General features: G+C 70.2%; 20 protein-coding genes. 9 read left to right on the top strand and 11 right to left on the bottom strand.

The features are described from left to right. The first annotated feature begins 115 nt into the window (after positions 1 to 115). Entirely contained in the window at positions 116 to 3,409 is a 3,294-nt protein-coding gene (gene lysX, locus ACTWQN_RS37405) for a bifunctional lysylphosphatidylglycerol synthetase/lysine--tRNA ligase LysX (protein WP_443208414.1), read from the top strand. Positions 3,410 to 3,414: 5 nt separating this feature from the next. Here lysX and ACTWQN_RS37410 read toward each other — a convergent pair whose 3' ends face one another. The 6 genes from ACTWQN_RS37410 to ACTWQN_RS37435 form a co-directional block, all read right to left on the bottom strand. After that, a complete protein-coding gene (locus ACTWQN_RS37410; protein ID WP_443208415.1) occupies positions 3,415 to 3,786 on the bottom strand; it encodes a Zn-ribbon domain-containing OB-fold protein in 372 nt (123 codons plus the stop codon). Positions 3,787 to 3,799: 13 nt separating this feature from the next. Then, positions 3,800 to 4,975, bottom strand: a complete 1,176-nt coding sequence (locus tag ACTWQN_RS37415; RefSeq protein ID WP_443208416.1) for a thiolase family protein — start codon at positions 4,973 to 4,975, stop codon at positions 3,800 to 3,802. 92 nt (positions 4,976 to 5,067) lie between these two features. Further along, positions 5,068 to 6,207, bottom strand: a complete 1,140-nt coding sequence (locus tag ACTWQN_RS37420; RefSeq protein WP_443208417.1) for an LLM class flavin-dependent oxidoreductase — start codon at positions 6,205 to 6,207, stop codon at positions 5,068 to 5,070. 20 nt (positions 6,208 to 6,227) lie between these two features. Further along, a complete protein-coding gene (locus tag ACTWQN_RS37425; protein WP_443208418.1) occupies positions 6,228 to 7,241 on the bottom strand; it encodes an ABC transporter substrate-binding protein in 1,014 nt (337 codons plus the stop codon). A gap of 105 nt (positions 7,242 to 7,346) precedes the next feature. Further along, positions 7,347 to 7,427, bottom strand: a complete 81-nt coding sequence (locus ACTWQN_RS37430) for a putative leader peptide (RefSeq protein ID WP_372495657.1) — start codon at positions 7,425 to 7,427, stop codon at positions 7,347 to 7,349. Positions 7,428 to 7,504: 77 nt separating this feature from the next. Next, entirely contained in the window at positions 7,505 to 8,362 is an 858-nt protein-coding gene (locus ACTWQN_RS37435) for an NAD(P)-dependent oxidoreductase (protein ID WP_443208419.1), read from the bottom strand. A gap of 158 nt (positions 8,363 to 8,520) precedes the next feature. Between ACTWQN_RS37435 and ACTWQN_RS37440 the strand changes: the two genes are divergently transcribed. Next, entirely contained in the window at positions 8,521 to 9,495 is a 975-nt protein-coding gene (locus ACTWQN_RS37440; protein WP_443208420.1) for an aldo/keto reductase, read from the top strand. An 18-nt stretch (positions 9,496 to 9,513) separates the two neighbouring features. On the opposite strand, the gene ACTWQN_RS37445 is transcribed toward ACTWQN_RS37440, so the two are convergent. From ACTWQN_RS37445 to ACTWQN_RS37460, 4 genes are all read right to left on the bottom strand, one after another. Next, positions 9,514 to 9,780, bottom strand: a complete 267-nt coding sequence (locus tag ACTWQN_RS37445) for a DUF3040 domain-containing protein (RefSeq protein ID WP_443208421.1) — start codon at positions 9,778 to 9,780, stop codon at positions 9,514 to 9,516. Between the two features lie 248 nt (positions 9,781 to 10,028). Continuing rightward, entirely contained in the window at positions 10,029 to 10,376 is a 348-nt protein-coding gene (locus ACTWQN_RS37450) for a gamma-glutamylcyclotransferase family protein (protein WP_443208422.1), read from the bottom strand. 64 nt (positions 10,377 to 10,440) lie between these two features. Further along, positions 10,441 to 12,930, bottom strand: coding sequence for an ATP-dependent Clp protease ATP-binding subunit (locus ACTWQN_RS37455; RefSeq protein ID WP_443208423.1), 2,490 nt, complete (start codon positions 12,928 to 12,930; stop codon positions 10,441 to 10,443). Positions 12,931 to 13,181: 251 nt separating this feature from the next. Then, complete coding sequence (locus tag ACTWQN_RS37460; protein WP_443208424.1) at positions 13,182 to 13,853, bottom strand: GntR family transcriptional regulator; 672 nt, start codon at positions 13,851 to 13,853, stop codon at positions 13,182 to 13,184. 101 nt (positions 13,854 to 13,954) lie between these two features. Between ACTWQN_RS37460 and ACTWQN_RS37465 the strand changes: the two genes are divergently transcribed. From ACTWQN_RS37465 to ACTWQN_RS37495, 7 genes are all read left to right on the top strand, one after another. Continuing rightward, positions 13,955 to 15,142 (top strand): CaiB/BaiF CoA transferase family protein, encoded by a 1,188-nt coding sequence (locus ACTWQN_RS37465; protein WP_443208425.1) that lies wholly within the window; start codon positions 13,955 to 13,957, stop codon positions 15,140 to 15,142. Further along, positions 15,139 to 15,981: an HpcH/HpaI aldolase/citrate lyase family protein gene (locus ACTWQN_RS37470; RefSeq protein ID WP_443208426.1), complete on the top strand. Its 843-nt coding sequence runs from the start codon at positions 15,139 to 15,141 to the stop codon at positions 15,979 to 15,981. Before ACTWQN_RS37465 ends, ACTWQN_RS37470 begins: the two co-directional genes overlap by 4 nt. A gap of 33 nt (positions 15,982 to 16,014) precedes the next feature. Beyond that, positions 16,015 to 17,358, top strand: a complete 1,344-nt coding sequence (locus ACTWQN_RS37475; protein WP_443208427.1) for a TRAP transporter large permease subunit — start codon at positions 16,015 to 16,017, stop codon at positions 17,356 to 17,358. A gap of 11 nt (positions 17,359 to 17,369) precedes the next feature. Beyond that, positions 17,370 to 17,633, top strand: coding sequence for a hypothetical protein (locus ACTWQN_RS37480; protein ID WP_443208428.1), 264 nt, complete (start codon positions 17,370 to 17,372; stop codon positions 17,631 to 17,633). A gap of 157 nt (positions 17,634 to 17,790) precedes the next feature. Then, complete coding sequence (locus tag ACTWQN_RS37485; protein WP_443208429.1) at positions 17,791 to 18,420, top strand: class I SAM-dependent methyltransferase; 630 nt, start codon at positions 17,791 to 17,793, stop codon at positions 18,418 to 18,420. A 155-nt stretch (positions 18,421 to 18,575) separates the two neighbouring features. Beyond that, complete coding sequence (locus ACTWQN_RS37490) at positions 18,576 to 19,079, top strand: XdhC family protein (RefSeq protein ID WP_443208430.1); 504 nt, start codon at positions 18,576 to 18,578, stop codon at positions 19,077 to 19,079. 148 nt (positions 19,080 to 19,227) lie between these two features. Further along, the gene (locus ACTWQN_RS37495) at positions 19,228 to 20,778 is read left to right on the top strand and encodes an acyl--CoA ligase family protein (RefSeq protein ID WP_443208438.1); all 1,551 of its coding nucleotides are present in this window, start codon (positions 19,228 to 19,230) and stop codon (positions 20,776 to 20,778) included. Positions 20,779 to 20,830: 52 nt separating this feature from the next. On the opposite strand, the gene recQ is transcribed toward ACTWQN_RS37495, so the two are convergent. Then, the gene (recQ, locus tag ACTWQN_RS37500; RefSeq protein ID WP_443208431.1) at positions 20,831 to 22,687 is read right to left on the bottom strand and encodes a DNA helicase RecQ; all 1,857 of its coding nucleotides are present in this window, start codon (positions 22,685 to 22,687) and stop codon (positions 20,831 to 20,833) included. Positions 22,688 to 22,713: the final 26 nt, after the last annotated feature.

The raw sequence follows: 22,713 nt of genomic DNA on the forward strand, positions 1-22,713 counted from the left end.
AACCGGCTCCGACCGGCTTTCGCACTCACGACCGCCCTGGCCTGGCGGCGCGCTCCAGCGGTCGTAGATTGGGGCTGCGGAATGAGGTCAGCGGCCGTGAGCGGGGAGGGACGCTGTGGTCCAGCAAGCGGTCCGGCGTGAGGCGGTCAGCAGGCGGCAGTGGCGTGGCCGGGTACCGGGCGTCGCAGCCGGGACGCTGTTCGTCATCGCGCTGATGTGCGCGGTCTCCGCCGTGGGACTGGCGGTTTCCGGAAATGTGCAACCGGTGCGCAGGCTCGTCGACGACGTGCTGTTCCCCGCGCCGCCGAACCTGGCGTACGCGGCTTTCCTGGCGGTGCTGGCGGCGGCGCTGAAGCGCCGCAAGGCGCTGGCGTTGTGGATCCTGCTCGCGGTCCTGGTCATGCAGGCGGTCGCCGACGTCGTGGTGCTGGTGGCGCTGCCGGACCACGGCGCGGCGCGGTGGCTGGACGAGATGGGCGGCCGCTACCAGCTGCCGCTGGACCACATGTGGATCTTCCTGGCGAACATCGTGGTGACCGGCATCCTCGTCGGGCTGCTCTGGTCGGCGCGTGCCGAGTTCTCCGGTCGTGCCAAGCGGGGCAGCGCGACATCGGCGGCGGTGGTGTTCGTGCTGCTCGTCGCCGTGTTCGTCGGTGTCGGCTACGGCCTGGTGACGATGTTCCCCGGCTCGCTGGGCGACGCGCGGCAGCGGCTCACCTGGACCGTCGAGCGGGTCCTCGGTGGCGCGGTCGACTTCGACATCACGCGCGTCGGGCACGCGCCCGGCTGGGTCAACTTGGTGCTCGGGCTGTTCGGCACGGCCGCGCTGTTCACCGCGCTGTTCCTGCTGTTGCGGGCGCAGCGGTTGGCCGCCGCCCTGCGCCCCGAAGAGGAACAGCACATCCGCCGATTGCTCGCCGAGCACGGGGAACGGGATTCGCTCGGCTACTTCGCCACCCGCCGGGACAAGGCCGTGCTGTTCTCCGACAGCGGCAAGGCCGCGATCACCTACCGGGTGGTCGCCGGGGTCTGCCTGGCCAGCGGTGATCCGCTGGGCGACCCGGACGCCTGGCCGCCGGTGATCGACAAATGGCTCGCGATGTGCCGGGAGTACGCCTGGACCCCGGCGGTGATGGGCGTCAGCGAACCGGGCGCGACGGCCTACGCGCGCGCCGGGATGAAGATCCTGCAACTCGGCGACGAAGCGGTGCTGCGGGTCGCCGAGTTCGGCCTGGACGGCCACGACATGCGGCCGGTGCGGCAGGCGGTGCGCCGGGTGCAGCGCGCCGGGTGCACCGCTCGCGTCCGGCGGCACCGGGAAGTGCCCGCGGCCGAGATGGCCGAGATCGCGCGGCTGGCCGAGGCCTGGCGCGACACCGAGACCGAGCGCGGCTTCTCGATGGCGCTCGGGCGGCTCGGCGACCCGCAGGACGGCGACTGCGTGCTGGTCGAAGCGCTGACCGACCGCGGTGCACCGGTCGCGTTGCTGTCCCTGGTGCCGTGGGGCCGCGACGGGCTGTCGCTGGACGTCATGCGCCGGGACCGCGACGCCGACAACGGTGTCGTGGAGTTCATGGTCAGCTCGCTGGTGCAGGCCGCGCCGCTGCTCGGGGTGGAGCGGATCTCGTTGAACTTCGCGATGTTCCGGGCCGCCTTCGAGGAGGGTGCGCGGATCGGCGCCGGTCCGGTGTTGCGGGCCTGGCGAGGTTTGCTGCTGTTCTTCTCCCGGTGGTGGCAGCTGGAGTCGCTGTACCGGTCGAACGTCAAGTACCTGCCGCACTGGTTCCCGCGCTACGTGGCGTTCGCCGAGCGCGGAGATCTCGCGCGGGTCGGCATCGCATCGGCGGCGGCGGAGGGCTTCCTGCCCGCTCATCGATCCACATTGGACCACACGGCGGAAGTGCCGGTGCTGAGGCCGGAATTCGAACCGCCGCCACGCGCCAGACCCGAGCAACAACAGGTGCGCCGGGACAAGCTGACCGCGCTGCGGGCCGCCGGAATCGATCCGTACCCGGTGGCGGTGCCGCGCGCCGAAGGCTGCCGTGCCGTCGCCGTCCGCCACCAGGGCCTCCGGCCGGACGCCAGGACCGGCGAGCACACCTCGGTGGCCGGGCGCGTGCTGCTGCTGCGCGACCACGGCGGGGTGTGCTTCGCGACGCTGCGGGACTTCTCCGGCGACCTGCAGGTGATGCTCACCGCCAAGGACTCCGGCACGGAGCTGCAGCACAGCTGGCGGCAGTGGGTGGACATCGGCGATCAGGTGTCGGTGACCGGCGAGGTGATCACTTCCCGGCGCGGTGCGGTGTCGCTGCTGGCGACCGACTGGCGGCTGGCCGGGAAATGCCTGCGGCCGCTGCCCGACAAGCACCGGGGGCTGGTCGATCCCGAAGCCCGCGCCCGGCAGCGGCACGTCGACCTGATCACGCGCCCGGACGCCCGCGCGAGGTTGCGGGCCCGCGCCGCCGCGGTGCAGGCGCTGCGCGAAACGTTGGTGCGATCGGACTTCCTGGAGGTCGAGACGCCGGTCCTGCAACCGGTGCACGGCGGCGCCAACGCCCGCCCCTTCACCACCCGCGGCAACACCTACGACATGCGCCTGTACCTGCGGATCGCCCCGGAGCTGTACCTCAAGCGGCTGTGCGTGGGTGGGTTGGAGCGGCTGTTCGAGCTCGGCCGCAACTTCCGCAACGAAGGCGTGTCGCCCCGGCACAACCCGGAGTTCACCATGCTGGAGGCGTACCAGGCCTTCGGCGACTACACCACGATGCGCGAGCTGTGCCGGGATCTGGTGCAGGCCGCCGCCGTCGCCGCGAACGGCGCACCCACGGCGACCGGCCCGGACGGCGAGTTCGACCTCGGCGGCGACTGGCCGGTCGTGCCCGTCAACGCGGCGGTGTCGCTGGCACTGGGCGAAGAGGTCACCGCCGACACCGAGCTGCCGCGCCTGCGGCGGCTCTGCGATGCCGCGTCGGTGCCCTACCCGGGGCACTGGGATCGCGGCGCCGTGCTGCTGGAGATGTACGAGCGGCTGGTGGAATCGCGCACCACCCGGCCCACCTTCTACACCGACTTCCCGGCCGAGGTCTCGCCGCTGACCCGCCCGCACCGGTGCGATCCGCGACTGGCGGAACGCTGGGACCTGGTGGCCTTCGGCGTCGAGCTGGGCACCGGCTATTCCGAGCTCGGCGACCCGATCGAGCAGCGCCGACGCCTGACCGAGCAGTCCCGGCAGGCCGCCGGTGGCGATCCGGAGGCGATGGAGCTGGACGAGGACTTCCTCGCGGCGCTGGAGTACGCGATGCCGCCCACCGGTGGGCTGGGCCTCGGGGTGGATCGGCTGATCATGCTGCTCACCGGCGGCTCGATTCGGGAGAATCTGGCCTTTCCGCTGGTCAAACCGCGCGGCTGAGTCGATCAGGCGGCGTGGAAGACCGGCACGGCTTCGCCGTCGCCGTCGCGCTGGAAATCCACGGAGAGCGCGAGGCCTTCGGTGAGTTCCTCGGGTGCGACGAGGATCCGCGCGTGCAGCCAAGGGCCTTCGGTGAGCTCGACGATCCCCGCGACGACCGGGGCGCCGTCGGGGTCGGGCACCACGGTCCAGGTCACCAGCGTCGCGGTGCCGCGAGCGGGCTGCCAAACCAGCCCGGTCGCCGCGCAGTCCGGGCACTGCGGCACGTTGGGCGCGATGACCAGCGAGCACCGCGGGCAGCGCCGGACGAGCAGCTCACCACGCGCGGTGCCGTCGAAGAACGCAGCCGACTCCGCGTTGCGCGCGACGGAGACCACGGGTCCTCCCGGTTCAGGTGGGGGAGTTGGGGCTCAGGACGAGGGTGGTGTGGTGGGCGAGGATGCCGCCGTTGCCGCTGACCAGGATCACGTCGTTGCGCGGCGCCTGGCGTGCGCCGCCGTGGCCGCGCGCCTGGATGACCGCTTCGGACAGCGGGGTCATGCCCCACATGTAGTAGGAGGACAGCTGACCGCCTCCGGTGTTGACCGGCAGCGTTCCGCCCGGTGCCAGCGCGCCGGAGGCGGCGAACTCGCCGCCCTCGCCCTTGGCGCAGAAACCGTAGTCCTCCAAGGTGATCAGCACGGTGAAGGTGTAGCAGTCGTAAAGCTCGGCGACATCGACGTCCGAAATGGACACTCCGGCCATCTTCAACGCGGCCGGACCGGCCTGCGCGGCGCCGGTGCGCAGCCCGAACTCGCTGCCGCGCGCGGCGGGGTAGTTGGGGTGGCTCTGCGCGTAGCCGAGCACGTGCACCGGCGGCTGCCGCAGATCGGCCGCGCGGTCGGCGGAGGTGACCAGCACCGCGATGCCGCCGTTGCTGACCAGGCAGCAGTCCAGCAGCCGCAGCGGATCGGCGATCATCCGAGACGCCTGGTGATCGGCGAGGGTGATCGGCTCCCGCAGTTGGGCCAGCGGATTGCGCGCCGCCCACGCCCGCTGCGCCACCGCGATCGCGCCGAGTTGCGCGGAAGTGGTGCCGTAGGTGTTCATGTGCCGCCGAGCGGCTTGGGCGTACATCGCGTTCACGCTGGTCAGGCCGCTGGCGCCGAGCAATCCTTCGAAGCCGGTCGGACGGCGGCGCCCGGTGTAGGCCGCCGCGCTGCCCTGGTCGGGTTGCCGGGGCGCGTCGGCGAACACGCACGCGATGGTGTCGGCCATGCCGGAGCGCACCGCCATCGAGGCGTAGGCGAGCATCGAACCGGCCGACGAGCCGAAGGCCTGCATCTCGGTCAGCAGCCGCAGGTCGCGGATCTGGAGTTGCTGTTGCAGCGTCCAGATGTCGACGCCGCCGGAGACGCCGGAGTTGATCAGCAGACCATCCACATCGGACGGTCGGAGTCCGGCGTCGGCGGCCGCGTCGCGCACCGCGTCGGCGGCGAACTCGCCTGCGGTACGACCGTAGACCTTGCCCAGTTCGGTCATTCCCAGGCCGACGATCACCGGGCGACGTCCTGCGGGCCCCGCCAACACCGCCTCCTCCGCGACACGCCCCGAAACATTTCGGACCTGGCCGGTTCAAAATCATGATGACCTGCGGGCCCGCCGTGGCGCAAGGCGCGCTACAACGCGGGAACCAGGTGGCCTGCCGGATTTTGCGCCGACGCCAGCAAGCCGCGGCGGGCCAGCTCCGGATGCACGCCCTCGCCGAACCAGTAGGCCTCTTCCAGGTGCGGGTAGCCGGAGAGCACGAACTCCTCGATGCCCACCGCGTGGTATTCCTCGATGAGGTCGGCGACCTCGGTGTGGCTTCCGACGAACGCGGTGCCCGCGCCGCCGCGCAGCAGCCCGACACCCGCCCACAGACCGGGATGGATCTCCAGCTTCCGCGCGTCGGTGTGCGGCACGCCGCCGTGCAGAGCCGCCATGTTGCGCTGGCCGATGGATTCGGTGGCCGCGAACTTCGCCTGCGAAGCGGCGATGTCGGCCGGGTCCATCTGGTCGACGAATCGCTGCGCGGTGGCCCAGGCATCGGCGCTGGTGTCCCGGGTGATGATGTGGGCGCGCAGGCCGAAGCGCAGGGTGCGACCCTCCTCGGCGGCGAGTTCGCGCAACCGCTGGACCTTGCGGGCCACCGCGGCGGGTGGTTCGCCCCAGGTCAGGTGCACGTCCGCGCGCCGGGCCGCGACGGGCAGCGCCGCGTCCGAGGATCCGCCGAAGTACAGCGACGGCTGCGGATCCGGCGCCTCGAACGCGGTGGCGCCGCGGATCTGGTAGTGCTCGCCGTCGAAGTCGAACGGCTCACCGCTGAAGATCCCGCGCAGCACCGCGAGGAATTCGTCGGTGCGCGCGTACCGCTGGTCGTGGTCCAGCCAGTCGCCGTAGCGCTGCTGCTCGGTGGACTCGCCGCCGGTCACGATGTTGAGCAGCAGCCGCCCGCCGGAGACCTTCTGGTAGGTGGTGGCCAACTGGGCGGCCAGCGTGGGGCTCAGCGAACCGGGCCGGAAAGCCACCAGGAACTTGATCCGCCGGGTGCGGGCCAGCAGCGCGGCCGTGGTGATCCACGCGTCCTGGCACCAGGTGCCGGTGGGGGTCAGCATCCCGGTGAAGCCGAGGTGCTCGGCGGCCTGCGCCACCTGCGCCAGGTAGTCGATGTCCGGTTGGCGCGGGGTGTCGGCCCCGGTGGCCGTGACGTGCGGTCGGTCCACAATGGATCGACCGTCGCCGTGCGTCGGCAGGAACCAGTGCGTGGTGACGCTCATGTGGTGCTCTCCTGGGATCTTCAGCCCGCGGTCGCGAGCTGGGCGGCGAACCGGGTGTCGACGAACTCGGCGAACTGGAACGGGCGGGGGATCTCCTTGGCCGCCACGAACGCGTCCGCGAGCTCCTGCTCCGAGCGGATCACCTCGTCGTCCAGCGGAACCGGCAGGTCCGGGCCCAGGCCGGTGGCCCGCCGGGTCACCTCGATCGGCAGCCCGGTGTCCTCGGACCAGGCCTGCGCGCGCTGCTCGCGGTTCGCGTCGGAGAAGCGCTGCGCGTTGGCCAGCCGAACCAGGTAGTCGGCGATGGCGGTGTTGCGGCCCGCGTCGGCCAAGGCCTTGATCCCGGCGACCTGGAAGCTCAGCCCGTTGGCGGTGCCCTGGCCGTCGGCGATCACCCGGGCCCCCGACTCCAGCTGGATCTGGGAGAAGTACGGATCCCAGATCGCCCAGGCGTCCACCGAGCCCTGCCTGAACGCCCCGAGCGCGTCGGAGGGTTGCAGGTACACCAGTTCGACGTCATCGAGGGTGAGACCGGCGGCGCGCAGCGTCAGCAGGATCTGGCCGTGCGCCGAACTGCCCTTGGCCACCGCGATCTTGCGTCCGCGCAGCTGATCGCGCCCCTGCAGCGGCGAGTTCGGCAGCACCACCAGCGCGTCGCTGGCGACGTTGCCCTTGGACGCGGCGACGATCTTGATGTTCGCCCCGGCCGCGGCGGCGAACAGCGGCGGGGTGTTGCCGACGCCGCCGATGTCGATCGCATCCGCCGACACCGCTTCCAGCAGCGGCGGACCGGATGGGAAGGTCGCCCACTGCACGGTGTAGGGGAAGTCGTCCAGCCCGGCCGAGTGCAGCAGGGAACGGGAATTGCCCTTCTGGTCGCCGACGCGCAGCGTCACGCCCGCCAACTGCTGCGGATCGACCGGTGCGGGTACGCCAGCGTCGGCCGGTTCGCCGCCGCCGCTGCCGCAGGCGGTGAGCAGGCCTGCCGAAGTGGTGGAAAAGGCAAGGACAGCAAGGAAATCACGACGACGCACGGTCGGTTGCTCCATCGTTGCGGGGGATTCGACACACCAGCTGGAGGGCAGGCGAGGACAACCCGGAAAGCACTCCCGGGGACTTTCGAGATCAGCGCGGGAAAGTCAGCAGGGACGACAGACGGAGCTGGCCTGCCGTCGCAGATCGACGTGCAGGCGCCAGGTCAACGCAACGCGTCCGGACACGATTCCGATGCTTGCAGGACTCCGCTGCCGACGTCAACGGTGGCGGCGAGGCTCCCAAGGAGCGAGAACGGACGATGTCAGCTCTGTTGCGACGCGAAGAAGACGGCGACCATGTCCTCGTCGCCGTGCCCGGCCGCCAGCGCCCGCCGAAACCGCTCCCGCACCGCTTCGGCGAGGTCGAGCCGCACCGAGTCGCCCGCGGCCTCGGCGATCAGCTCCGCATCCTTGGCCGCGCCCCGCAGCCCGAACGACGGCGTGAAGTCACCGGCCAGGATCGCCGCGCCCTTGATCTGCGCATACGCGGAATCGGTAGCGGTGCCCCTGATCGTGGACAGGAAATCGGCGCCGTCGACACCGAGCGCGGCAGCCAGTGCCATCGACTCGCCGACGGCGTTCGTGAGCGTCAGGATCCAGTTGTTCACGACGAGTTTCACGCGGGTGCCAGCCGCCTGCTCGGCGTCTTCGCCCAGCCAGCGGGTGCGTTGCCCGACCGCGTCGAACAGCGGTTGCACGCGATCGCGCACGGCGGCAGGTCCAGCGGCCAGCACCACGAGTTCGCCCTGTTCGGCGGGCAGTTTCGTGCCCACCACGGGTGCGTCGACCAGCGTCACGCCGTCGGCGACGGCGCTGACCTGGGACAGCCCGGCCAGGCCGATCGTGCCCATCTGCACCCACACCGCACCCGGCGGCAGTTCGGCGACCGCTGCCCGGCCCGCCTCGACCGTGGCGGCGGCGTCCAACAGCATCGTGATCAGCACGTCGGCGCCCCGCGCGGCCTCCGCTGGCGTCTCGGCGACGGTCGCGCCGTCGGCCGACAGCGGCGCCGCCTTGGCGGGCGTGCGGTTCCACACCCGGACCGGGAATCCGGCGGCCAGCAGGTTGCGCACCATCGGAGCGCCCATCGTCCCGGTGCCCAGGAACGCCACAGTGGTCATCGAATGCTCCTACCGGTAGGGGCCTTCTGGCGATTGTGCAACCGCCGCCCGGTTCCGGCCAGGGCGGAAAATCCACCGGCGCCGCCGAAGATGTTCACCTGGCTATTGTGGACAGTGATCGGTGTGCGGGTGAGAGCCGGGTGCGGTGTCATGGGGGCATGCGCGAAACAGTCCTGGGCAAGACCGGTATGACGGTATCGCGGATCGCCTACGGCACCTGGCAGCTCGGTGGGGACTGGGGTTCCTTCGACGAGCGGGCCGCCATCGACGCGATCCGGCACGCGCACGAGCTCGGCGTGAACTTCTTCGACACGGCGCAGGCCTACGGGTTCGGGCGATCCGAGGAGGTGCTCGGCACCGCGCTGCGCCACGAACTGACCCGCGACCGCGACAGCCTGGTGATCGCCACCAAGGGCGGCATCAACCCCGGCAGCGACCGGCCCCGCGACGCTGGCCGGGCGTGGCTGCGCAGGGGCATCGAGGCGAGCCTGCGAGCGTTGCAGCTGGAGTACGTCGACCTGTACCAGGTGCACTGGCCGGACCCCGGTACGCCAGCCGAGGAAACCGCCGGTGCGCTGCAAGAACTGGTCGACGAGGGCAAGGTCCGGCACGTCGGGGTGTCCAATTACGACGCCGCCCAGCTGGCCGAGTTCGACCAGTACCGCCCGGTCGAGGCCCTCCAGCCGCCGTATCACCTGTTCCAACGCGAAATCGAGCGGGAAATCCTGCCCTACGCGCGGCAGCACGACATCGGTGTGCTCGCCTACAGTCCGCTGGCCAGCGGACTGCTCACCGGCCGACTGACCCCCGACACCACGTTCGAACCGAGCGACTGGCGGTCGCAGGCCTCGGCTTTCCAGGGCGAAGCACTGCGGCGCAACCTCGCCGTCGTCAACCGGCTCGCGGAGTTCGCCGAGGCCAGGGGTCATTCGATTAGCCAGCTGGCCATCGCGTGGGTGCTGGCCCAGCCCGGGGTGCACGTGGCGATCGTCGGTGCGCGCAGCGCCCGCAACATCGAGAACAGCCTTGCCGCGGCCGAAATCGACCTCTCCGCCGAGGATCTGGCGCAGATCGGCCGGATTGTCGCCGACAGTGTGTCGATGGCCGGTGCCAGCCCGGAGGGAGTGGCCTGACGGGCTCGCGGCCGGTGCTCAGTCGAGGTGGATCTGCCAGTTGCGGGAGATGACCACGAGCGCGGCCAGCGCACCTGCGGTGAACACCCCGCCGCCTTCCCCGAGGAACAGGCACAGCACCGCGATGAACGAGGCGAATACGGCCAGCGCTGTTCGCGGTGACATGTGCGCCCACACCTGTCGCCACAAGCTGGTTTCGGTCAACCTGCGGGCCAGTTTGGGATCGTCGCCGATGAGCTGCTGTTCGATCTCCCTCAGGCGGCGCCGCTCGTCCCTCGGAAGCATGGCCACCTCCAACGGGTCATCCCGCCCAGTTGAACAAGTATTGCAACGATGCCCTCCGGTGTGAAGGGTCCATTGGCATGTGCGCCCACCCACGCCTGTGTCCTGCAGCACGTCCCCACCCCGCAGCACCCGATTCGGACTGGGTGAAGGGCACCTTCGACCGGCTTACCCGGTCAAAGGTGCCCTTCACTCCTCTCCGGACGGTGAACCGGGGGCGAGTGCGGGATCCAGGGCGGTGTCGCGGTGGGTTATTGGTTGGGCCAGCCGTTTGGTAGGGGGTGCATGCCCTTGACCGAGCCGATCCAGACGTAGACCCAGCAGGGTTGGCCGTCGAGGTCGATTTGGCGGCGTTCGTAGTCCGGGCCCTCGTACTCGTCCAGCAGCGGCAGTGCTCGGTCCGGGTCGCGCAGCCGGAAAACCTGTGCTGGGGCGCGAGAATCCGCGTCGAGCTTCAGCGCCGGATAGCCGTTGGCGGTGTCGTACAACGTGCCGGGCAGCCAGGTCGGCTCCGGCGGGCCGACGACCAGCGGTGCCAGCAGATGCCAGGCCGCCGCGCCCTCCAGCAGCGTGCCGTATACGGCGATGCGATCGGACACGCCTTCGATTCTCCCGCACGCCGCCAGGGGCGGACGCACCGCGCACCCGCCCCTTTTCGCGCGATCAGGCGGCCGTGGCCGTCGGTTCCTCGACCTGGAAGGCCAGTTCTCCGTTGGCGGTGGACACCCGCAGCCGGGCGCCCTCGGCGAGTTCGCCGTCCAGGAGCAGGTCGCTGATCCGGTCGTCGACCTCCCGCTCGATCGCCCGCCGCAACGGCCGGGCGCCGAACTCGGGCCGGTAACCGCGCTCGGCGATCCAGGCCACCGCCGCCGGGTCGAACTCGATGGCGATGCCCATGGCCCGCAGCCGCCGCTCGGTGTGCTCCAACAGCATCCGGGTGATCGTGTGCAGCTGGTCGCCGTCCAGCCGCTTGAACACCACGATTTCGTTGATGCGGTTGAGGAATTCCGGTCGGAACGCCTCGCGCAGCCGCGGCATGATCCGCTCGTCCAGCGCCGGATCGGCATCCGTGGCGGCGAAGCCGATCTTGCCGCCCGCACTGGAGACGACCTCCGAAGCGAGGTTGCTCGTCATGATCAGCACCGTGTTGGTGAAGTCGACGGTGCGGCCCTGACCGTCGGTCAACCGGCCGTCGTCGAGCACCTGCAACAGCGTGTTGAACACGTCCGGGTGGGCCTTCTCGACCTCGTCCAGCAGGATCACCGAGTACGGGTGCCGCCGGACGGCCTCGGTCAGCTCACCGGCCTCGTCGTGGCCGATGTAGCCGGGCGGCGCGCCGACCAGGCGGCTGGCGGTGTGCCGCTCCTGGAACTCGCTCATGTCCAGCCGCACCATCCGCTGCTCGTCGCCGAACAGCGACTCGGCCAGCGCCTTGGCCAGCTCGGTCTTGCCGACCCCGGTCGGGCCGAGGAACAGGAAGCTGCCGACCGGCCGGTTGGGATCGCCCAGCCCGCTGCGCGAGCGCCGCACCGCGCGGGCCAGCGCCCGCACCGCGTCGTCCTGCCCGACCACGCGCTGGTGCAACTCCTGCTCCAAGCCCTGCAACCGCACCTTCTCGGCGGCGGTCAGGCGGCTGACCGGCACCCCGGTGGCCCGCGCGACGATCTCGGCGATGTCTTCGGCTGCGACCTCCAGGACCTCCGCCGCACCGCTGCCACTCAACTCGGCCTGCGCCGCGGTGATCTCGTCGCGCAACGCCGACGCCCGCTCGTAGTCCTCGGCGGCGACCGCCTCGTCCTTCGCGCGCTCCAGCCGCTCGATGCGAGCGCGCAGCCGGTCGCCGTCCGGCGTCAGCGCCGCCAGCCGCTTGCGCGCCCCGGCCTGGTCGATCAGGTCGATCGCCTTGTCCGGCAGGAACCGGTCGGCGATGTACTGGTCGGACAGCTGGGCCGCTGCGGCGACCGCCTCCTCGGTGTAGCGAACCCGGTGGTGCGCCTCGTAGTTCTCGCGCAGACCGCGCAGGATCGCGATGGTGTCCGACACGCTCGGCTCGGGCACCTGGACCGGCTGGAACCGGCGCTCCAGAGCGGGATCCTTCTCGACGTGCTTGCGGTATTCGTCCAATGTGGTCGCACCGACCACGTGCAGATCGCCGCGCGCCAGACGGGGTTTGAGCATGTTGCCCGCGTCCATCGCGCCCTCGGCGCCGCCAGCGCCGACGACGGTGTGCAGTTCGTCGATGAACACGATCAGCTCGTCGCGGTGCTCGGCGATCTCGTCGATGACCTTGGTCATCCGCTCCTCGAAGTCACCGCGGTAGCGGGTGCCCGCCAGCATTCCGGACAGCTCCAGCTGCACCACTCGCTTGTCGGCGAGGACCTGCGGCACCTGACCGGCGGCGATGCGCTGGGCGAGGCCCTCGACGATCGCGGTCTTGCCGACCCCCGCCTCGCCGATGAGCACCGGGTTGTTCTTGGTGCGCCGGGACAGGATCTCGACGGTCTGCTCGATCTCCTCGGCACGACCGATCACCGGGTCCAGTTCACCGTCGCGGGCGCGGGCGGTGAGGTCTCGACCGAACTGGTCCAGCGTCGGGGTGCCGCTGTCCTTGCCAGACCCCTCCTGCTCGGTGCGGGGGCGCTGGCCCGCGGCGCGCAGGGCCTCGGGACCGGCCCCGGCGGAACCGAGCAGTCGCCCGGTCTCCGACTGCGGGCTGGCCGACATGGCCAGCAGCACGTGCTGCGCGCCGATGTAGGTGGAGCCGAGCGCGCGGGCGACCCGGTGCGCGTCGGCCAGCACCGTCCGGGCGGCCAGCGTCAGCGTGACCGGCTGGTCGCTGACGGCCTCGGCGGCTGCCGGGAGGTGCTCCTCGATCTCCTCGGCGAGCGCGTCGGTGTCCACGCCGACCTGCCGCAACTGCTCACGGGTCGGGGGCTGGTGCGCGGCCGACCACAGCAGGTGCAGCGCGTCCAGATCGGTCTGCCCGCGGTCGCGCGCGAAGCCCGCGGCGCCGCCCAGCAGTTGTTGCGCTTGCTCGGTCATCAACTCGGTGATGTCGATCCGCCGGGAGCCGGACGCGGAGTCGTCGGCACCGAAGAAGCGTGCGAAGTACTCGTCGAACGGGCCACCGACCGGTCCGAAGAACGTCGCCATTGCCAACCTCCTCGCGACGGTGTTGCTGGCTTCCGCCGCCATCTACTTGAGTCTGATGTTAGCAACCAACGTCAGTCCAACCCACGTAATTCCATCCAGTACCACAAGTGGCGCGCGTCACCAATTGCCCGAAATCCGGCCGTCCAGTATGCCCATCGGGGAATATTTAATATGAGGAATATATGCTGGTGAATCGTGCGCTTCTTCGAGATCCTCGACTGCGACCGTTGTCGGCGGACTTCGCCGCCTGACTAGTGATCCTCGGCGCGTTGGCCGACGCGGTAGGTGCCCGCGGCTCTGACGTGGTCGATCATGATCCGCTCGGCCAACGCGCCGTCTCCTGCTTCGAGAGCGTCGAGCAGTTCGGCGTGTGCTTCGAGGTGGCGTCGGGTGTGCTCCGGGTCGAGCCAGAGCGAGGCATCGGTGGGCACCGGGTAGCTGTTGCGCACCGCGCGGGCGTGCTGGCCGAGGAACGCCGGGCCGCCGATGTCGGCGATCGCCAGGTGCAGTTCCTGGCTCTGCTCGCCCAGGTGCTCCCGGTCGCCCTCGGCGGCGGCGCGGACCATCGCGTCGTGGCGGTCGCGCAGCTGGGCGAGCTGTTCTCCGGTGATCCGGTCGGCGGCCAGCCGGGCACCGAGGCCTTCGACCACCGCGCGGACGTTGTAGTACTCGGACAGCGCTTCGTCGCTCAGGTCGATCACGGTCGCGCCGTAGTGGCTCTGGTAGCTGACCAGGCGGTCGTTCTCCAGGCGCCGCAGGGCTTCTCGGACCGGGGTGATCGACACGCCCAGGCGTTCGGCCAGCGGCGCGGCCTTCAGCTGGGTGCCGCCGGGGATCTGCGCGCTGCGGATCTCGCGCAGCAGCACGTGGTAGACGTAGTCCGCCTTGCTCATCGGCGGACGGTTGACCGTCGGCTCCGCCATGCCCACCCCTCGGCTAGTCGATCTGCGTCGAGTATCCCGTACCGCCTGCTTGCCCGAAGCGCGCCTTGACTTGCGTCATACATCTTATAAGTTATCCGACCATGACGAGTCTCACCGGGCTTCGGGTGATCGATGCCGCCACGCTGTTCGCCGGGCCGTCCGCGGCGATGCTGCTCGGCGACTTCGGCGCCGACGTGATCAAGATCGAGCACCCGCGGCGAGGTGACCCCGCGCGCGGTCACGGTGTCCTCAAGGACGGCGTCGGGTTGTGGTGGAAAACCCTCTCGCGCAACAAGCGCACCGCCGCCGTCGACCTGTCCCAGCCCGACGGGCAGGCGGTGCTGCGGCGACTGGTGGAAACCTCCGACGTGCTGATCGAGAACTTCCGGCCAGGCACGCTCGAACGCTGGAACCTGGCACCCGCCGACCTGCTGGAGATCAACCCGCGGCTGATCGTGGCCCGGATGACCGGCTTCGGGCAGTTCGGTCCGATGGCCGCCCAGCCCGGCTTCGGCACCCTCGCCGAGGCGATGAGCGGCTTCGCCGCCAGCACCGGCGAACCCGACGGCCCGCCGGTGCTGCCGCCGCTGGCGCTGGCCGACGGCATCGCCGGGCTGGCCATGGCGTACGCGATCATGGTCGCCCTCCGGGCCAGGGCGGGCAACGGGCACGGGCAGGTCATCGACATGGCCATCATCGAGCCGATCCTCGGGCTGCTCGGCCCGCAGATGACCGCGTACCGCGCGCTCGGCGTGGTGCCGCAGCGCACCGGCAACCGCTCGAACAGCAACGCCCCGCGCAACACTTACCGCACCCGCGACGGTCGCTGGCTGGCGATCTCCACCAGCACCCAGTCGATCGCCGAACGCGTCATGACGTTGGTGGGGCGGCCCGAGATCGCCGAACAACCCTGGTTCCGCACCGGGGCCGGACGCGTCGAGCACGTCGAGGAACTGGACGCGGCGGTCGCCGCCTGGATCGCCGAACGCGACGCCGCCGAGGTGATCGCGGCCTTCGCCGAGGCGCAGGCCGCGATCGCGCCGATCTACGACGTCGCCGACATCGCCGAAGACCCGCAGTACGCGGCGCTGGGCACCTTCGTCGACCTGCCCGATGCGGAACTCGGCACCGTGACCCTGCAGAACGTGCTCTTCCGGATGTCCGGCACACCGGGCGAGATCCGCTGGCCCGGCCCGCCGCTGGGCAAGCACACCGACGAGGTGCTGGCCGAATTCGGCTACGCCGACGAGCAGATCGACGAACTGCGCCGGACGGGAGTGGTGGCATGACCACGCCGCTGAGCTGGCTCTACGTGCCCGGCGACCGCCCGGAGCGCTTCGCGAAGGCCGCGTCCAGCGGCGCCGACGTGGTGATCATCGACCTCGAAGACGCCGTCGACACGAGCCGGAAGGACCAGGCGCGGGACAACGCCGTGGCACACCTGGCCGAGACCCGCGGCGCTCCGGCGGTGCACGTGCGGGTCAACGACCTCGCGACCCGGCGCGGCCAGGACGACCTGGCGGCCCTCGCCGATGCGCCGGGATTGGCCGCGGTGCGACTGCCGAAGATCGAGTCGCCGAGCGATCTGGACGTCCTCGACGAGGTCTTCGGCGACCGGCCCACGCGTGCGTTCGCACTGCTGGAATCCGCGCGGGGCTTGGTGAACGCGCAGGCCATCGCCGCGCATCCGCGCACCGCCGGGATCGCGTTGGGCGAGCAGGACCTCCTCGCGGAGCTGTCCATCGACGAACCCGCCCTGGACCAACTGCGGTTGCAGATCGTGGTGACAGCAGCAGCGGCCGGGCTGGGACCGGTGCCGATGTCGGTGTTCGCAAACGTCCGCGACGAAGCGGGGCTGCTCGACTCCTGCCGACGCGGCCGAAGCCTCGGCCTGTTCGGCAGGACGGCGATCCATCCGAGCCAGATTCCGTTGATATGCAAGGCATTCCAGCCCACCGAGGCCGAAATCGCCCGAGCCCGGGACGTGGTCGACGCCGCGGCGCGGGCCGAACAGGACGGTGTCGGCGCGCTCGCCCTGCCGGACGGCCGGTTCGTCGACGCCCCCATCGTCGCCAAGGCCCGCCGCGTCCTCGCGCTGGCCGAGGAGATCTCGCGACACCCCCGGTAAACCGAACGCTCCACGATCAAAGGAGATCTCGTTGTGGGCGTAGCAATCTGGGCACTGATCAGCTACATCGCCGTGATCGTCGGCTGGAACGCAGTGCTGGGGCGCAACATCGGCGAGGCGATGTTCATCGGGTTCGTGGTGGTCTGCCTCTTCGGCGGTAGCGACGCGCTGACCCTGGCCTGGGCCGGGCTCGACGACGCGCTGTCCGAAGAGGTCGTTTTCGCCGCGCTGGCCTTCGTCTTCATGGGCTACCTGATGACCCGGCTCGGCCTGATCGACCGGCAGGTCACGCTGCTGAACTCGGTGTTCGGCCGACTGCGCGGTGGCTCGGCCTACGTGTCCACCTCCACCGCCGCGCTGCTCGGCGGACCGGCCGGTTCGGGCTCCGGCGTCGCCGCCTCGGTCGGCTCGGTCACCATCCCGTGGATGATCCGGTCCAACTGGCGGCCCGAGCTGGCCGCGACGCTGGTGGCCGGAAACGCCGGACTGGGCATCTCGATCCCGCCGAGCTCGTCGATGTTCCTGCTGCTCGGCTCGGCGGCGGTGGCGCCGGTGCTCACCGCCGACCAGCTCATCGTCGCCGCCTTCGTCGGCGGGCTGTGGACCGTCCTGCACCGCTTCGTCGTGGTGTTCATCTGGGTCCGCCGGTTCCGGGTGCGGGCCATGGACGCGGCCGACATCGTGCCGTTCCGCGTCGCACTGCGCCAGGGCTTGGCGTCGCTGCTGGTCTACCTCGGTATCGCGATCCCGGTGTTGATGACGCTGGACGTCGGCGTGCGGTTCCTCGAATCCCGGCTCGGCGACGCGGCCGACGACATCAGCATCGTGGTGTGGATCCCGGTGCTGACCATCGTCGCGACGCTGCTGGTCGGCTGGAAGCGGCTGCCGCGCACGGCGCGCGGCTGGAGCGAGGTGCTCGGCGACATGGCACCCCGGTACGCGGTCATCGGTGCGACCCTGCTGTTCGCCTTCGCCGCCGCGGCCAGCCTCGGTGAGCTCGGGTTGGTCGACCAGCTGACCGCGATCATGAACAACATCGACGCCCCGCTCTGGGTGATCGTCTCGCTGGTCGGCCTGCTGATCGTGATCATCGCCGCGCCGCTGACCGCCACCGCCACCGTCGCCGCTATCGGCGGCGTCGCGTTCAGCGCCCTGACCAGCGCCGGTGTCGCCCCGGCCGTGGCGGCGACGGTGATCCTGATCTTCGCCTCGACCGAGGGCGCCTCGCCGCCCGGTGCGGCGCCGATCTACATCGCCAGCGGGATCGCCGGTGTCGACCCGGCCCGCACGTTCATCCGGCTGATCCTCTGGTTCGTGCTCCCGACGCTGGTCATCGGCGTGCTGATCGCCACCGGCGCGCTACCGCTGTTCGTCTAGGAAAGGTTCTGATGGCTCCCGACACCCCGTCCGCCGGATCGCTGGCCCGCCGGATCACCATGCCACTGTTCAAACTCGGATTGGCCGTCTTCCTGCTGCTCGGCATCATCGTCGTCGGCGCCCAGGCGGTCGGCGTGCTGACCGGCAACGCCGCACTGGTCTCCGGCGTCGTCGACGGCCTGGGCAAGGCGATGACCATCGCCGCCGGTCTCACCGGCCTGCTCGGCTTCGCCATGTCCTACCTGTTCAAATGGCAGCGCACCGGAGAGGACTGATGCAGCGCTGGGCGCGTAGGTAGCCCTGCCACTTGCCGTATCGGGCGGCGAGGTCGCTGAATTCGGCTTCGCTGATCGACGAGGGATTGACCTCTAGTTAAGTGAAAGGTTCAAGCTGGGCTCGACCGCGATCACGTCGCATCGAAGGGGCACGAGCATGGAGACTTCAGTGGACCGATCGGTGTTCGACTCCGCTTACGAGTCGAACAGCGCACCGTGGGTGATTGGCGCGCCACAACCGGTCATCGTCGAGCTCGAACGGGCCGGTGGCATCAGCGGCGCCGTGCTCGACCCCGGCTGCGGCGCCGGGGAGCACACGATCCTGCTGACCAAGCTGGGCTACGACGTGCAAGGGGTCGATTTCTCCGCGCGGGCGATCGAGCGCGCCCGGGCCAACGCCGCCCAGCAGCAGGTCGACGCCCGCTTCGAGGTCGCCGATGCGCTGCACCTCGGCGGTGCGCCGCGCTTCGACACCGTCGTGGACAGCGCGTTGTTCCACGTCTTCGGCTTGCAGAGCCAGATCGCCTACGTGCGCGGTCTGCACGGGGTGTGCCGAGCGGGGGCGCGGGTGCACGTCCTCGCGCTCGCCGACGTCGAACCGGCGCTCGGTCCCGTGATTCCCGAGACCGTGTTCCAGGAGGTCTTCGGTACGGGCTGGCGGCTGGAGGGGGTCCGGTCGAGCTACTACCGGGGCATCGCCCGCGGCGAGAGCGCGGTGGCGTTCGGCGTCGAGGACGGTGCGATGGTCGACGCCCCGGCCTGGCTGGCCACCGCCACCCGGCTCTGAACTCCTGTCGTTGGGCTTGACTCGGGTGAATTGGCGATTTCGCGCGAAATCGCCGCTTCCCGTGAGGAGCGGGTGCCGATTTCGCGCGAAATCGCGAAGTCCACAGTGGAATAGTGGGGGTGGTCCCGGCCGAGCGCAGCTGGCACACTGGGTGGATGACCGAGGATGCTGCGTGCGCGGTGGCGCACGGTGAAGTTCCGGTTGACACCGGTGGCCGGACGCTGGCGGCGGTCTTCGCCTCGCCGGTGGCGGAGTTCCTGCTGCGCTACGGCCGGGACCTCGGCTTCCGACCGGTGCTGATCGAGCCGGACGCCGAGCGGGCGGTACCGGAGGGCGTCGACGTGCTGGCGGCGGTGCCGGAACTGGGCCCCGAGGTGGACGTGGTGGTGACCGATCACCACCGGCCAGAACTCGGCCCCCTGCTGCGGGACGTGCTGGCGCATGACGTCCGCTGGGTGGGCATCATGGGCAACCCGCGCCACGCCGGTCCGCACGTGGCCGCGCTCCAGGAACTCGGCGTGCCGGATGCCGAGATCAAGCGGGTGCACCGGCCGATCGGGCTGAACATCGGCTCCCGCACACCGCCGGAGATCGCCATCGCGACGCTGGCGGGCCTGCTGGCCGACCGCAACGACAAGCCAGGCGGCTTCGCCTTCTAGCGGGCGCCGGTGTTCCGGTTCGCCTGAATCCGCAGCTGTGCGTGCGAATCGACCCTCGCGCCAGCCGGGTTGTTCTGGTTATGCTCCGGGCGCGCCCAGTGCCGGGCAACCGGTACTGGGCGTCCAGAACCGGCCGGGAGGGCGCGTGGTGAGCGGGATCGCGTTTCGAGAACTGTCGCCGGTGTCCTTTTTGGAGCGTGCGGCGGCGGTGTTCGCCGATCGCCCGGCGGTGGTCGACGGAGCGCATCGCTACGACTACGCGGAGTTCTGGGATCGCGCGCAGCGGCTGGCCGGAATGCTTGCCGCGCACGGAGTTCGGCCAGGCGACCGGGTCGCGGTCCTGTCCCCGAACACCCACCTGCTGCTGGAGGCGCACTACGGGGTGCCGCTGGCCGGTGCGGTGCTGGTCGCCCTCAACACCCGCTTGGCGGCGCCGGAAATCGGCTACATCCTCGAACACAGCGGTGCCGCACTGGCCATTGTGGACATCGAGTACCGGCAGGTCCTCGACGCGGCGATGTCCGGTCTCGACCTGCGGGTGATCGATTCCGGCCAGTACGACCAGCTGCGCGATGCGGCGCAACCGCATCGGGTCGAGGTGGCCGACGAGCGCTCGCTGCTGTCGATCAACTACACCAGCGGTACCACCGGTCGTCCGAAAGGCGTGATGTACCACCACCGCGGCGCCTACCTCCAAGCGCTGGCGATGGCCTACCACGCGCAACTCGACACGTCTTCGCGCTACCTGTGGACCCTGCCGATGTTCCACACCAACGGCTGGTGCTTCCCGTGGGCGGTGACGGCGGCTGGCGCGGTGCACCACTGCCTGCGCAAGGTCGTCGCCGAGGACATCTGGGGTGCGATCCGCGCTGACGGCGTCACGCACTTCTGCGCCGCGCCGACGGTGCTGGCGATGCTGGCCGAGCACCCGGAGGCCGCGAAACCGATCTCCCAGCCGGTGCGGGTGTTCGCCGGTGGCGCGCCGCCGTGGCCTGCGCTTCTGGCGCGGATGACCGAGCTGGGCATCGACATCCGGCACCTCTACGGCCTGACCGAGACCTTCGGCCCGGCGGTGGTGTGCGAGTGGCAGCCGGAGTGGGACGATCTGCCCCTCGACCAGCGAGCCCGGCTGATCGCCCGGCAGGGCATCGCGAACGTGATCGCCGAACCGCTGCGGGTGGTCGACGCCGAGGGCCGCGACGTGCCCGCCGACGGGCAGACGCCCGGCGAGATCCTGTTGCGCGGCAACGACGTGATGCTCGGCTACTACCGCGACGAGGCGGCGACCGCCGCTGCCACGCTGGACGGCTGGTTCCGCAGCGGTGATCTTGGCGTCCGGCACCCCGACGGCTACGTCGAACTGCGCGACCGGATCAAGGACGTGATCATCTCCGGCGGCGAGAACATCACCTCGATCGAGGTGGAGAACGCGCTCACCGCGCACCCGGACGTCCTGGAGGCGGCCGTCGTCGGCACCCCGCACCCGAAGTGGGGCGAGGTCCCCATCGCCTACGCGACGCTGCGGGACGCGGCGACCGCCACCGAGGCCGACCTGATCAACTTCGTCCGAGACCGCATCGCCCACTTCAAGGCCCCGAAGCAAATCATCTTCGGCGACCTCCCAAAAACCTCCACCGGCAAGCTCCAGAAGAACATCCTCCGCGACCGCGCCCGCACCACCCGGTTCAGCGATGGGTGAAGGGCACCTTTGACCGAGTAAGCCGGTCAAAGGTGCCCTTCACTCGGAAAAATCACTCGGGTCGGAGGGCGTTTAGGACCTGTTGGCCGTATTTGGTGAGTTTTTGTTCGCCTACGCCGCTGATGGTGGCTAGTTCGTCCAGAGTGGACGGTTGGATTGTGGCTATTTGGCGCAGGGTTGAGTCGTGGAAGATGATGAAGGGGGCTTTGTTCTCTTCTCGGGCTGTGGCGGCGCGCCAGGCTCGGAGTTGTTGGAAGATCGGTTCCGCTTCCGGTGGCATGTCCTGGGCCGCCTGTTTGGGGGCCTTGGATTTGGTTGCCGAGGTGGTGGCACGTTTGGGTTCGGTGCGCAGCAGGACCTGGCGCGGATTCTCGCGGCGCAGGACTTCGCCGCTGGATTCGGTGAGGACCAGGGTGCCGTAGTCGCCTTCCACCGCGAGCAGGTGTTGGGCCAGCAGTTGGCGGATCACGCCGCGCCACTCGTTGTCACTGAGCTCGGCGCCGACGCCGAACACGCTCAGCGAGTCGTGCCGGAACTGTTCGATCTTCGTGGTCTTCTTGCCGCGCAGGATGTCGATGACCTGTCCGGCGCCGAACTTCTGGTTGCGCTCGCGGTCGAGCCGGACCACGGTCGACAGCAGCTTCTGCGCGGCCACCGTGCCGTCCCACGACTCCGGCGGGTTCAGGCAGGTGTCGCAGTTCCCGCAGGCCGTCGTCGCGTCCTGGCCGAAGTAGGCGAGCAACCGGGTCCGGCGGCATTCGACGGTCTCGCACAGCGCCAGCATCGCGTCCAGGTGCCTCGACTGCGCGCGGCGGTGCGCGTCGTCGCCTTCGGAGAGCTCGATCAGCTTGCGCTGCTGCACCACGTCTTGCAGGCCGTAGGCCATCCAGGCGGTCGACGGGAGTCCGTCGCGGCCCGCCCGACCGGTTTCCTGGTAGTAGCCCTCGACCGATTTGGGCAGGTCGAGGTGGGCGACGAAACGCACGTCGGGTTTGTCGATGCCCATGCCGAAAGCGATGGTGGCGACCATGACGAGCCCGTCCTCGCGCAGGAACCGGGACTGGTGGGTGGCGCGGACCCCCTTGTCCAGGCCCGCGTGGTAGGGCAGCGCGTCGATCCCGTTGGCCACCAGGAATTCCGCGGTCCGCTCCACTTCGGCGCGGGAGAGCCGGTAGATGATGCCCGCGTCACCGGCGTGCTCGGTGCGCAGCAGTTGCAGCAGCTGCTTCTTCGGGTCGTTCTTCGGCGCGATGCGGTACTGGATGTTCGGCCGGTCGAAGTCGGCGACGAAGTGCCGGGCCTCGGTCAGGTCCAGCCGGGTGGCGATCTCGCCGCGGGTCGCCTGGGTGGCGGTGGCGGTCAGCGCGATGCGCGGGATCGACGGCCAGCGCTCGTGCAGCACCGAGAGGGCCAGGTAGTCGGGGCGGAAGTCGTGGCCCCACTGCGCCACGCAGTGCGCCTCGTCGATCGCGAACAGCGAGACCTCGCCGCGGTCGAGCAGTTCCAGCGTCGAGTCCAGCCGCAACCGCTCCGGTGCCAGGTAGAGCAGGTCGAGATCCCCGGAGACGAACGCGTCCTCGGTGTTGCCGCGCTGCTCGAAGGTCTGCGTGGAGTTGAGGAAGCCCGCGCGCACGCCGAGTTCGTTGAGCGCGTCGACCTGGTCCTGCATCAGAGCGATCAGCGGTGAGACGACGACGCCGATCCCGGGCCGCACCAGGGCCGGGATCTGGTAGCACAGCGACTTGCCTCCGCCGGTCGGCATCAGCACCAGCGCATCGCCGCCGCCCACCACGTGCTCGACGATCTCCTGCTGCGCGCCGCGGAAGGAGTCGTAGCCGAACACCCGCTGCAAGACCTGCTGGGCGTTGGTCACCTCGAAAGCAAGATCGGGGGAAGCCACGGCGCGCATCTTACGCAGCCCCGGGACATCGACCT

Source organism: Saccharopolyspora antiqui (assembly GCF_052246905.1).
Taxonomy (GTDB): domain Bacteria; phylum Actinomycetota; class Actinomycetes; order Mycobacteriales; family Pseudonocardiaceae; genus Saccharopolyspora.